The following is a 12,771-nucleotide window of genomic DNA, read 5'->3' as shown; positions in this document are numbered from 1 at the left end:
TCAACCAGTGAAATCATTCACGGACCATCGGCTACGCTGACAGTCATTTTTCCTTGACTAGCGTGGATGCTCGTAGGCTGACGGCCAGCCTCGGTCAAATCAATCTCAGTCAGATTAGAACCGCTCTGGTTATTCCCGGCCTGCTCCTGCTTCGGGATTCGACTTGTCTTCATCCGCTTCGTCTTCTCCGGCTTCGTCATTATCGCCAGCCTGGCCCTCAGCCTCCCGCCGGCGCCTGACCTCAATGGTCTCGATGCGCCGCCCGTCCACCTTGGTCACCACCATGTCATATCCGTCGTCGGAGTGGACCACGTCGCCCACCTGCCCCATCCGCCCGGTCTGGGCCAGGAAGTAGCCGGCCAGGGTCTCGTAGGGTCCGTCCTCCAGCTCGATTCCGGTCAGGTCCGCGAAGTCCTCGATCGTCATGCCGCCGTCAACCGTGGCCACGCCGTTGACGAAGGCGGTTGCCTGGGGATGGGCCGGGTTCTGTTCCTCAGGCAGGTCGTACTCGTCGCGGATGTCGCCTACCAGCTCCTCGGTCATGTCCTCCAGGGTGACGATGCCGTCGGTGCCCCCGTACTCGTCGATGACCACAGCCAGGTGGATGCCTTTCTTGCGCAGCTTCTCCAGGCTGGGCAGGAGCTTGGAGGTGCCGGGCAGGGCGATGCCGGGCCTGGTTACGTCGGCCACGGTCTTGGCCTGGGGATTGCGCACGTCCATCAGGTCGCGCACGTGGACGAAGCCCAGCACGTCGTCGAAGTCGCGTCCGGTCACCGGGTAGCGCGAGTAGGGCTCGTCGTGCACGAATTCGACCGCCTCCTGCAGTGGCATGTCTCCGGCGATGAAGACCACGTCGGCCCGGGGGCGCATGACCTCGGCCACGCTGGTCTCGGAGGCATCGAAGACGTCGCCCAGGATCATCCGCTCGTCCTTGCTCAGGTTGGTGTTGGAGGAGACCAGCATCCGCAGCTCGTCATCGCTGACCTCGGTGTCGGTCTGCTGGGGGTCGAAGCCCAGGATGCGCACGATGAGGTTGGTGTTTTTGCCGATCAGCCAGATCAACGGCCTGCACAGGGTGGTGAAGACGTCGATGGCCGGGACGACGGCCCTGGCGATGGCCTCGGTGCGCTGCATGGCGATCCGCTTGGGCACCAGCTCGGAGATGACGATGGAGCAGTAGGAGATGATCAGGGTCAGGATCACTGTGGTCAGGGTGCCGGCCAGGCTCTCGTGCACTCCCCACCCGGTCAGGACGGGCACTACGTAGGGGGCGATGGATGATGCGCCGAAGGAGGCCGAGAGAAAGCCTGTCAGTGTCACGCCGATCTGCACAGCGGAAAGAAAGGTATTGGGGTCGCGGGCGATGCGGGCCACCCGGGCGCCGCGTGCGTCCTGCTGCTCCATCTGTTCCAGTTGCGATCCGCGCAGGGAGACCAGCGCCAGCTCGGTCCCCGAGAAGACGGATCCGATCAGGAGGAAGAAGAGAATGAGCAGGATGTTCAGCCATAATGCCATAACCTCAATGCTAGGGTATGGACGCCCCATGTGCCCTATGTCACACCCCAGCGGCGAACCTCTGTCTTCCCCATGCAGTGCTTCCTGACTAGCATGAAATACGGAGACAGGTTCGGCTTCAGGCCGACGTTCCCAACGCTCCCGAAAGGATTTTCCCATGTCACAGCTTCAGCACGAATTGACTGAGTTCACCACGCAGGCCTACCAGGATAACAAGACCTTCCCGGTCTCCAAGAAGGATCTGCTGGGACACTGGTCCCTGCTCTTCTTCTACCCTGCGGACTTCAGCTTCGTCTGCCCCACCGAACTGGAGGATCTGGCCAGCAAGTACGAGGACTTCAAGAAGATCGGCTGCGAGATCTATTCCGTCTCCTGTGACACTGAGTTCGTCCACAAGGCCTGGCACGAGGCCAACGAGAAGATCGCCAAGGTCCAGTACCCCATGCTGGCCGATCCGACCGCAACCCTGGCCAAGGACCTGCAGACCTACAATGAGGCTGAGGGCAAGGCCGAGCGCGGCGACTTCATTCTGACCCCTGAAGGCAAGGTCGTGGCCTACGAGGTCATCTCCTCCAACGTGGGCCGCAACGCCGACGAGCTGCTGCGCCGCGTTCAGGCCTCCCAGTTCGTCTACGAGCACGGCGATCAGGTCTGCCCTGCCAAGTGGGAGCCCGGCGAGGACACCATTGAGCCCAGCCTGGATCTGGTCGGTCAGCTCTGATCTGCAGCTGCCAATATCGGGAACTCGCCGATCGGAAGCGACCAGGGCGGGTTCCCTTTTCTGTATTCACGACCAGTATCCAACACCAGCACATCCGTGCATTCCTTCGGAAGAGGCATTCATGACGGAAGACAAGAATCTCTATGACGTGGTCGTCATCGGCGGTGGTCCTGCAGGCCTGAGCGCAGGCCTCTATCTGGCCCGGGCGCGGTATCGCACCCTGATCCTGGAGAAGGACGACTTTGGCGGCCAGATCACCATCACGGCCGACGTGGTCAACTACCCGGGCGTGGCCAGCACTGATGGCCGCAGGCTGACCGATACCATGCGCCAGCAGGCCCAGAACTTTGGAGCCGAGTTCATGAGCGCCGAGGCCACAGGTATCGAGGCCCAGGGCGACATCAAGGTGGTCCACACCTCTCGGGGCGACCTGCGCACCTTCGGCATCCTGATCGCCACCGGCGCCAGCCCCCGCAAGATAGGCTTCCAGGGCGAGCAGGAGTATGCGGGCCGCGGTGTGGCCTACTGCGCCACCTGCGATGGCGAGTTCTTCACCGGGCGCGAGGTCCTGGTGGTCGGCGGCGGGTTCGCAGCCGCTGAGGAGTCGGTCTTCCTGACCAAGTACGCCACCAAGGTGACCCTGCTGGTGCGCGAGGAGGACTTCACCTGCGATGCTGCCGTGGCTGACGAGGCCCGGAAGAACGACAAGATCGAGATTCATTACTCCACCGAGCTCAAGGGAGTCTCCGCTGGCCCCGGCGGGCTGGTCGAGGCCGCTATCCTGGACCGCAAGAGCGGGCAGACCACCACTTGGAAGCCCCAGGATGGCGGCACCTTTGGCGTCTTCGTCTTCGCTGGCTACGTGCCCCAGACCGGCATGCTCAAGGGCGTGGTGGATCTGGATGACCACGGGTACGTGCTGACCCACGACTACCTGGAGACCTCGGTGCCAGGCATCTACGCCGCCGGGGATCTGCGGGTCAAGAACCTGCGGCAGGTCATCACCGCCGCCTCCGATGGGGCTGTGGCCGCCGTGGAGCTGGAGCGCTACGCCTCCAACATGTCGGACAAGACCGGCCTGGTGCCGCCGCGGCCCGAGGACTCCCCCTACGCCCGTTCCGAGCGGCAGGCCGAGAACTCCGCCCTGGCCTCGGGCACCTCGCCCGCGCCTGTGGCCCAGGAGGACGGCCAGGCCCTGGCCAAGACCTCCGGCTTCTTCGGGCCGGACATCCGCAAACAGCTGGGCATGGTCTTCGGCAAGATGACCGGAAAGCTGGAGCTGGCCCTGGATCTGGACGGCAGCCAGGTCTCCAAGGAGCTGGAGGCCTTCGTGGATGAGCTGGTCGGGCTCTCCGACGGTAAGCTGACCGTCAGGGTCGACTCCCGCACGGACGAGGACAGCAAGGACTACGATCCCGCCAGCGACCTGCCTGATGCACGTCCCAGCGTGCGCATCTGCCGGCTGGACGACCAGGGCGTCTCCCAGCCGACCGGGTTGGCCTTCCATGGCGTGCCCAGCGGCCACGAGTTCAACTCCTTCGTCCTGGCCCTCTACAATGCGGCGGGCCCCGGGCAACAGGTGGACCAGCCCACCTCGGACCGGATCGATGCCATCAAGGACCGGGTGGACGTGATGATGCTGGTCTCCCTGACCTGCACCATGTGCCCGACTACGGTCCTGTCCGCCCAGCGGGTGGCGGCCCAGAACGGCAAGGTGCGCGCCGAGGCCTACGACCTGGCCCACTTCCCCGAGCTGAAGGACCAGTACCAGGTCATGAGCGTCCCCTGCATCGTGATCCGCAAGGACGGCCAGGAGACCGTGGAGTTCGGCAAGAAGTCCGTTCCTGAAATGCTGGATCTGATCGGGGCCTGACCCTGGGTCTGAGCCTGAACAGAGTCTGAATGGGCGCTGGCATCAATGCCTTTGTGGCGATGATGTCAACGCCTTTTCTGATGTATATTGCAGGCCTGTATTGATGAGAAACTGTGAATATTATCCACGGTTTGATTAGTTTGCCATGTCAGCAGCCGCAGGAATGGCGGATGACCAGATCCGCCTTGATCAGTTGCACGTCAGGGACTTGGTCCGGATCCAAGGCCGCATTCATGGCGCAGGCGGTGATTTTCTGGGTGTCCTGCTGCATGGTGGTCAGCTGGGGCCAGGTGTAGAGGGAGTCGACGGTGCCGTCGAAGGAGACGATGGCCACGTCCTCGGGAATGCGCAGCCCGCGCTCATGTAGAGCCCGAAGAGCACCCATGGCTTCCATATCGGAACCAGCGAAAATGGCCTGGGGCTGGTGGTCGCTGTCCAAAAGCTGTAGCGTCGCCCGATACCCACCCTCGCGAGTGAAGTAGGACCGAATGATGCGGCCGGCCGGCAGATTGTTGTTCTGGTGGGCGGCATACCAGCCCCGTACGCGATCATCGGTTCGATCCTCCTCCGGGCCGCCGTAGAGCATGTCCACGCTGCAGAACTTATGCCCTATCAGATGTTCGGTGGCCGTCATGGCGGAGGAATAGAAGTCAGTTGAAACGCTCTTGGCATTCCTGACTCTCCGAGGCTGATCCATAAAGATAAATCGGCTCTGGTCGAGGGGTGCCATGCTGATCTGGTCGTAGGTGCGCGAGGTTGAAAGGAAGACGGCATCAACATTGCGTTCGATTAGTTTGCTGATTGCATCCTCCTCCAGTTTCGGATCACCTTTGACGTTCATGAACATCAAGGAATACCCATGGCGGGATGCGGCCGATTGCAGCTCGTTGTAAATGCCGGCGCTGAAAGGGTTGGAGGAGTCCGGGACGATGACGGCCATCATCTTTGAAAACCCGGTACGCAGGGCGCGGGCAGTGGTGTTGGGGCGATAATCGAGGAGCTTGGCTGCGCGTCGCACCTTTTCGGAAGTTGTAGGGGCAACCCTTCTTGGCCCGTTGTTGAAGACATAGCTGACCACAGCAGTCGAAACTCCCGCTAGCTGTGCCACATCAGCCCTGGTGGCCCGCTTTCGACGTTGTTCGTGCGTAGGAACCTCTGCCATTGCCCGCCCCTTTTTAAGCATGAAAACACTTTCAATTAAAGTGTATTCAATTCTTATGTTACTCGAGTATATTCCAATCAGCAACGGCGCCCAGAGGCGGGGAAGAGGCCCCGCATGGCATGGCAGGTGTCTGCTCAATGCTTTTAAAACAAGGGTTATGTATGCGTTATTTGAGCAGTCATGACTATCGGACAAAGCCTAGATCATTTGACAAGAGAATCTACTCGAATATACTGAGAGATTACCGGAACACCTATTGCGAGGATTTGCTTTAAGTGATTCGGGTAGATGACAACCTACAAAGGAGTGGTTGATGAAGAACGGCAAAGTAATTGCTTTGGGTATCAGTTGCGTCTTGGCCCTCGCACCTTTGGGGGCATGCGGATCATCTTCATCCTCGGGTGGTACAAAGACCTTGGAGTTCATGACCATGCAGTCTACGGGCACGCCACAACTTAAGGTCATTCAGAAGCTTACCAAAAAGTTTGAAAAAGCCAACCCCGGTATCACCATTAAGGCGAATCCGGGAACGAATAACAATCAGAACGACATAAGAGTACGTTTGGCTGGGCACAACCCGCCGGATATCTGGGCCACCCATGGATGGTCGAGGGATCGTTATGGCAACTTCCTCGAGCCGATGCAGAATCGTCCCTGGGCAAAGAGGTTGAAGCCGTTAGGCAATGAAGTCTACAAGACTTCTGATGGCAAATTCTATGCCCTGCCTGCGGATATACAGGTTTCCGGAATTATGTACAACGATACGGTTATGACGAAGGCCGGTATTGATACCAAGAGCATCGATTCCTGGGATGCGTTCAAGGATGCCTGCGAAAAACTGAAGGCAGCTGGCATGACGCCTATAGTCAGTACCCCAAAGGACATGGGTGCCGTCGGCGATATTGCAGACTATATCCTTCCCGGTATGTATACCGACGCTCAGCTCAAGGAACTCAAGGGCGGAAAATTCGATCCTTCCATCTACCAGAAGTATGCCGAAATGGTCAGCCAGTGGACTAAGAGCGGTTACTTTAATGTTGACTACACCTCCGCGACCCCAGATGACATCGCGCGTCTCATGGCTTCCGATAAGGCTGGTTTCTACTTCCGTTCGAACGGGAACGCACAGTTGATAGAGTCATACAATCCCAATGTCAAATTAGGTATGATGCCCATTCCTTCCGCTACGGGCAAGCCTTACTTCTCAACAGGCGAGGACATGCTGACCTTCGGAGTCTCCAAGACGAGCAAGAACAAGGAAGCGGCCTTGAAGTTCATCGACTTTCTTGCAGAGCCCGAGAATCTTCAACAGCTGGTCAATGTCAGCATGAACAATTCGGCTTTGACTGGTGTCAAATCTGCTTTGGGACAGTTCCAGACCTCTTATGACTACTGGATGAAAGATAAGAAGACAGCTACGGTCCCCTTCTTCGACCGCAAGTATCTTCCCGGCATGTACAGCACCATGTCCAAGTCGACCGACGGCATTATCACAGGTCAATTGACTCCAAAGGACGCTGCCGATCAGGCAAAGACGGCCTTTGAAAATCTGAAGACCAAGAAATAGTCGCTACCACAAGAGTTTCTTCGGGAGCTTGATGATGATCGATAAAGATGAAATAAATGCGTTGCGGAGCCAGCCGGATCGTTTGCCTGACCCAGCTGGTGGCGACAGTACGAGTAGAAATGCGCAGACGGTGGTTCATAAACGCAGAAGGTTCAAGGGTTCTTCAATCAACCTGTTCTATCTGCCGGCTGTAATCCTGCTGGTGGTGTTCATCATCTATCCGTTGATTTCGGGTATTGGCCTGTCGCTAACGAACTGGGATGGCTATAACGAGGCGAAATCTTTCGTTGGCTTGGCCAATTACAAGTCAATGTTCACGGATATGAATTTTATGCAGATCATCATCAACACCTTTATTTATGGTATTGGATCTACAGTAATTCAGCAGATTCTGGGTTTGGGCCTAGCGCTGTTGCTGAATACCAGGATTAAGGGCCGTACCTTGATGCGGGCTATCATCTATCTTCCCGCACTGGTTGCATCGGTGATTATGGGTATCATGTACTACTTTGTTTTCCAGTATCAGCAGGGAGCACTGAATGCCATACTGGGTGTATTCGGCATACAGAAGATACCCTGGTTCAACAATGCCGCTTTTGCAGTAGCCATTGTAGTTTTCGTTAATTCGATGCAATACGTCGGTATTTCAATGATTATCTATTTGGCTGGTCTGCAGACTATGGATCAGGAAGTGGTTGAGGCTGCAGAGGTCGACGGTGCATATGGGTGGAAGAAGTTCTGGAACATCACCCTGCCTCTTTTGGCTCCTTCTTTTACGACGAGCGTTGTCCTGAACCTAATTGGGGGTTTGAAACTCTATGACCTTGTCAAGGTTTTGACGGGTGGGGGCCCAGGTTATGCAACCAACTCCATATCAACGTACATAGGAACCATGTACTTCGATAATCAGACGGCTGGGTATGCCTCTGCAATCGGCGTATTCCTCTTTGTCTTGATTGCGCTGGTGACCTGGCTGGTCAATAAAGGCTTGGCCAAGCTCGATTGGGAGGCCTGATATGGCAAGAGGTAAGCAAACGAAACAGATGTCATATAGCCCTTCTGACTACCAGCGTGGAAGATGGGCGATTTATCTCTTTCTGATCATTGTCTGTATCTGCCAGCTGCTGCCGTTCTATCTAGCAATCACGACGTCGCTAAAGCCTTCCGACGACATGTCTCCATCCTTGGTGATGAGGACGCATGATCTGGCATGGAGCAACTGGATGCAGGCTGTCAATGAGGGTGGAATTCTGAAGGCAGTGTTCAACAGCGCAGTTGTGACTGTGTGCTCGACTTTCCTGGTCTGTGTGCTTGGAGCGGCTGCTGCTTATCCTCTGGCTCGCAGACTGACCAAGTGGAATAAGTTTATTTCAGCTTTCATTCTTTCCATGATGATGATTCCGCCCATGAGCATTCTTGTGCCCTTGTACACCTTCTTGGTGCAGATCGGAGGGATCAATAATTATTGGGGCATCGTGATAGTATTGACGGCTGAGAAACTGCCTCTTTCGGTCTTCCTCTATACAGCCTTCATCAAAGCTATCCCTCCGGCTATTGATGAGGCTGGCGCTCTTGATGGAGCCAATCATCTTCAGGTGTTTAACAGACTGATACTGCCAATGCTTAAGCCCGTGACGGCGACCGTCGTCATCATGACTGGTTCGGCTGTATGGAATGAATTTGCATTGTCGAGTTATATTCTGACCGACCCTCAATCTCAGACCATCGCTCCTCGCGTCGCTTCCTTCTTCTCTGTGAATACCAACAACCTCGGTATTGCTGCTGCGGCCGCTTTGATTGCCGCAGCGCCCATGGTGGTGGCGTACATGTTCCTGCAGAAGTACTTCATTGCAGGCATGGTCGCGGGTTCGGTTAAGTAATTGAGGTAGGAAACCGATCAAGCAACAAAGGAGTTGGTGACACCCATGATTGTCTTCCCAAGGAATGACCTTAGTAGGCTCGAAACTACCCGTCTGGCGCTGGCCTCACCACGGCCTGGCGGGGACCTGCCGAAGGTGCTGGGCGTGCAGGCTACACCGTGTTTTGACAGTTGCGGGAGCGCTGAGGCGGCCAACCTCAATACTTCTCTCCTTCTTGAGCACGCTACGGGTGTCTACCTGCATCCGGGCCTGACCGGGCATCGGATCGCGCAGGGCCCCGAGGGCATCCAGGCCGGACTCTCCTGGTCGCCCCGCTTCCTGGTGGAGGGCCAGCCCGAGCAGACGGCCGACTCGCTCGCCATCCGGGCACGGGACGAGGATGCCCAGCTTGGTTTGGAGACCAAAATGGAGGCCATGGTCGGTGGCTCGCTGCGGATTCGACACACCCTGCGCAACCTGGGTGCCGACCCCTTCCTGGTGGAGGGTCTGGAGGTCCGCCTGCCCCTGGACGACCAGCAGACCCAGATTCTGGACTTCGCCGGCAGGCATGAGCGTGAGCGCAGCCCCCAGCGTCATGATATGGCCGACGGGGCCTGGGTGCGTGAGTTTCGTTGGGGCCGCACCGGCTTCGAAGGGCCCGTAATCATGGTGGGCACCCCCGGGTTCAACTTCCACCATGGCAGGGTGCTCTGCGTCCAGCCGGCCTGGAGCGGCAACACCGTGCTCCGGGTGGACCGGAACAGCGCCACCCCGGCCGGCGTCAGCGCTGGCGAGCTCCTCCTGCCCGGCGAGGTGGTCTTGGACCAGGGCCAGGAGTACAGCACGCCCTGGATCGTGGTCACCGCCTCCGACCATGGCATGGATCCGATCATGAACAGCCTGCACGCCTGGGAGCGCACCCTAACCGAGCATCCGCGCGAGCAGCCGGTCATCCTGAACGTCTGGGAGGCCATCGCCTTCAACCACGACTTCAATACCCTGCGCGACCTGGCCGACCGGGCCGCCCGCATCGGAGTGGAGCGCCTTGTTCTGGACGACGGCTGGTTCCACCTGCGCCGGGACGACAAGGCCGGTCTAGGCGACTGGTGGGTGGATCCTGCTGTCTGGCCCCAGGGCCTGGAGCCTTTAGTTGATTATGTCCACAAGCTAGGGATGCAGTTCGGCCTCTGGTTCGAGCCGGAGATGATCAATCCTGATTCGGATGCCTTCCGCGACCATCCTGAGTGGGTCATGAGGGCATCCTCCAGAAACCCGGAGCTGCAGCGCAACCAGCTGGTCCTAGACCTGACCAACCCCCAGGCCTTCAACCATGTGCTGGAGGCCATGACCAAGGTTCTGGGGTCCTGCCAAATCGACTACGTCAAGTGGGACCACAACCGCGACCTTCTTGAGGCCGGCTCACAGGCCCATGGGGGCGCGCCGGCCATCCACGAGCAGACCATGGCTTACTACCGCCTTCTGGATGCCCTCCGCGCTCGCTTCCCTGAGGTGGAGTGGGAGTCCTGCGCCTCGGGCGGTGGCCGCATCGACCTGGGCGTGATCGAAAAGATCCGCCGCTTCTGGAACTCCGACATGACCGATGCCCTGAGCAGGCAGCTGATCCAGCGCTGGACCGAGCAGACCGTGGCCCCCGAGTACATCGGCGCCCACATCTCCCAGCCCTCCTCCCAGCAGACCGGCAGAACCTACAGCCTGGATTTCCGGGCCGCCACGGCCGTCTTCGGGTCCATGGGCATCGAGTGGGACATTCGCCAGGCCAGCGAGGAGGACCTGGAGCGGCTCAAGGAATGGATCGCCTGGTACAAGGTCAACCGCGGCTTCCTCCACTCCGGCCGCGTGGTTCGCCTGGACCTGGCTGACCCCTCGGCGCTGGCCCATGGCGTGGTGGCCCCCGACCGCAGCCGCGCCATCCTGGCCCATGTCCAGTTGGATGAATCTCTGCATAATCGTGGTGTTTGTCTACGTATTCCCGGTCTGGATCCCATGGCGCGGTATCGGCTCACCTGGACCGGCCCCGCCAAGCCCAGGGCCTCGTTGGAGCATTTGGATCCAACAGGTCCGCTGGGCACCGCCGAGGTCACCGGCACCTATCTGGAGCGTGTGGGTATCCGCATACCCCGTTGCCAGCCCGAGACCATCCGCCTGATCGACCTGGTCCGGGTCTGACCCGCCGCCGTCTGCCACACCACAGGGATGAAGGAGCACTGAGTCATGAACCCAACCAGCCTTAGCCTTGGAGAGCCGGATTGGATCACGCTGACCACCGATGCCGACAGGGAGACTGTGCCTGCGGGAAGACGCTTTCACACAGCCCCTGACGTGAGGGCCAGCCTTAAGGGCGGGTCCGCTCTGACAGTCAGCCTGACCGCCGGTTCAACCCCCATCCGGTCCCTGGTGCTGCGCTGGACCAGGCCCATGCCCTCTGATGACTTCTACCTGGGCGACGCCTGGGAGCGCGGCTACGGCCGCATGGGTTTCCAGACCATGCGTGCCAACCGGTTCATGCCCTGGTACTTCTTGGCGGTGGGTCAGGAGCAGGCCGAGGGGTACGGGGTGGTCACCGGGGCCAACGCCTTCTGCTTCTGGCAGGTCGATACGGCCGGTGTCACCCTCTTCCTTGATCTGCGCAATGGAGGCACAGGCCTGGTCCTGGACGGCAGGGAGCTTGAAGCGGCCACCATCGTTTGCCTGCAATATCCGCTTCAGGAGCGGGCTGGTGGTCCGGTCTTTGCTGTGGCCAGTGACTTCTGCTCCCGGATCAGCCGCAAGGGCCTCATACCCACCGAGCCAGTCTACGGGAGCAACAACTGGTACTACGCCTACGGGGACTCCAGCCGCTCCCGGATTCTTGCCGATGCCGAGTATTTGGCCTCCCTGACCCAGGGCAGCGCCAACCGCCCTACCATGGTCGTGGACGACGGGTGGCAGGACCACCACCGGCTTGAGGACTACAACGGCGGTCCCTGGCGGCGTGGCAACGAGAAGTTCGGAGACATGGGCGCCCTGGCCGACCAGATCAAGGCCATGGGCATCAAACCCGGCATCTGGTACCGTCCGCTCCTCAACGATGACAAGACCATTGCAGACCAGTGGAGGCTCCCGCACAACGGATGCCTGGACCCCTCAAACCCGCAGGTCCTGGACTACATCCGCCAGGACATTGCCCAGCTGGGGGAGTGGGGCTACCAGCTGGTCAAGCACGATTTCAGCACCTTCGACCTGCTGGGCAGGTGGGGCTTCCAGATGAACCCCTGGCCCAGCCCGGACGGCTGGCACTTCTACGACCGGAGCCTGACCAGCGCCCAGGTGGTCAAGCAGCTCTACCGGGCCATCTTCGAGCAGGCCGCTGAGACCGGGATGCTGGTCCAGGGATGCAACGTGGTCGGTCACCTGGGCGTCGGCTTTATGCAGATCAACCGGACCGGCGACGACACCAGCGGCCTGCAGTGGGAGCGGACCAGGCAGATCGGGGTCAACACCCTGGCCTTCCGTCTGCCCCAGAATGGGAGCTTCTACGCCACTGACGCCGACTGCGTGGGTATATCCGACTCAATCGACTGGGAGCTCAACCGCCAGTGGATGGATCTCTTGGCGCGGACCGGCACCCCGCTCTTCTTCTCGGCCCGCCCAGGCAGCCTGACCGCTGAACAGGAGGGCCAGCTCAGGCAGGCCTTGGCCATGGCCTCGACCGGAGGCGCCCATGCCCTTCCCTCGGACTGGCTGGTCAATGACTGCCCTGAGATTTGGACTGACGACGGCGGCACCCGCCGATACTCCTGGTATCAGCCGGCTGGCCTGGAATTCGCTGACATGCCTGAGCGCTACGATGGGTACCTTTCAGCCGTATAGAGGTAATTGGCATAGGCGTACATGGCTGGCGCGCTCGGTTGGGGTGGGCGCAACCGCCAGTTCGCCGAATTGCAGTGATGGAAATCTGACCATACTTGCAAAAGGTACAGTGGCAAATGCATTGAATGCATGAGCCTGTTTTATCAGACTCTTCCAGGACGAGCCTGCGCGCATCGCGTCTTCGACTGCTTATCCGGCAGCTGG

General features: G+C 59.3%; 9 protein-coding genes. 7 read left to right on the top strand and 2 right to left on the bottom strand.

The window, feature by feature from the left end:
- Positions 1 to 129: 129 nt before the first annotated feature.
- Positions 130 to 1,515 carry a hemolysin family protein gene (locus J3T92_RS08385; protein WP_267401035.1) on the bottom strand — a complete coding sequence of 462 codons (1,386 nt, stop codon included), beginning with the start codon at positions 1,513 to 1,515 and terminating at the stop codon, positions 130 to 132.
- Between the two features lie 157 nt (positions 1,516 to 1,672).
- Between J3T92_RS08385 and J3T92_RS08380 the strand changes: the two genes are divergently transcribed.
- The gene (locus J3T92_RS08380) at positions 1,673 to 2,236 is read left to right on the top strand and encodes a peroxiredoxin (protein ID WP_015021096.1); all 564 of its coding nucleotides are present in this window, start codon (positions 1,673 to 1,675) and stop codon (positions 2,234 to 2,236) included.
- Between the two features lie 121 nt (positions 2,237 to 2,357).
- A complete protein-coding gene (locus J3T92_RS08375) occupies positions 2,358 to 4,109 on the top strand; it encodes an FAD-dependent oxidoreductase (protein ID WP_267401032.1) in 1,752 nt (583 codons plus the stop codon).
- Between the two features lie 148 nt (positions 4,110 to 4,257).
- Here the strand turns inward: J3T92_RS08375 and J3T92_RS08370 are convergent, their stop codons facing one another.
- Positions 4,258 to 5,271 carry a LacI family DNA-binding transcriptional regulator gene (locus J3T92_RS08370; protein WP_267401031.1) on the bottom strand — a complete coding sequence of 338 codons (1,014 nt, stop codon included), beginning with the start codon at positions 5,269 to 5,271 and terminating at the stop codon, positions 4,258 to 4,260.
- A 313-nt stretch (positions 5,272 to 5,584) separates the two neighbouring features.
- Between J3T92_RS08370 and J3T92_RS08365 the strand changes: the two genes are divergently transcribed.
- The 5 genes from J3T92_RS08365 to J3T92_RS08345 are packed head-to-tail and all read left to right on the top strand — an operon-like array spanning position 5,585 to position 12,567.
- The gene (locus tag J3T92_RS08365; RefSeq protein ID WP_254478401.1) at positions 5,585 to 6,838 is read left to right on the top strand and encodes an ABC transporter substrate-binding protein; all 1,254 of its coding nucleotides are present in this window, start codon (positions 5,585 to 5,587) and stop codon (positions 6,836 to 6,838) included.
- Between the two features lie 31 nt (positions 6,839 to 6,869).
- Positions 6,870 to 7,853, top strand: coding sequence for a carbohydrate ABC transporter permease (locus J3T92_RS08360; RefSeq protein ID WP_267401029.1), 984 nt, complete (start codon positions 6,870 to 6,872; stop codon positions 7,851 to 7,853).
- A gap of 1 nt (position 7,854) precedes the next feature.
- Positions 7,855 to 8,718 (top strand): carbohydrate ABC transporter permease, encoded by an 864-nt coding sequence (locus J3T92_RS08355; protein ID WP_267401028.1) that lies wholly within the window; start codon positions 7,855 to 7,857, stop codon positions 8,716 to 8,718.
- A 45-nt stretch (positions 8,719 to 8,763) separates the two neighbouring features.
- Positions 8,764 to 10,884: an alpha-galactosidase gene (locus J3T92_RS08350; protein WP_267401027.1), complete on the top strand. Its 2,121-nt coding sequence runs from the start codon at positions 8,764 to 8,766 to the stop codon at positions 10,882 to 10,884.
- 45 nt (positions 10,885 to 10,929) lie between these two features.
- Complete coding sequence (locus tag J3T92_RS08345; RefSeq protein ID WP_267401026.1) at positions 10,930 to 12,567, top strand: glycoside hydrolase family 36 protein; 1,638 nt, start codon at positions 10,930 to 10,932, stop codon at positions 12,565 to 12,567.
- Positions 12,568 to 12,771 lie beyond the last annotated feature (204 nt).

The sequence above is a fragment of the Bifidobacterium sp. B4081 genome, assembly GCF_026537335.1.
In the GTDB taxonomy this organism is placed as follows: domain Bacteria; phylum Actinomycetota; class Actinomycetes; order Actinomycetales; family Bifidobacteriaceae; genus Bombiscardovia.
Note: the sequence above shows the minus strand (reverse complement) of the source record. Positions and strands in the feature narration are given on the sequence as shown.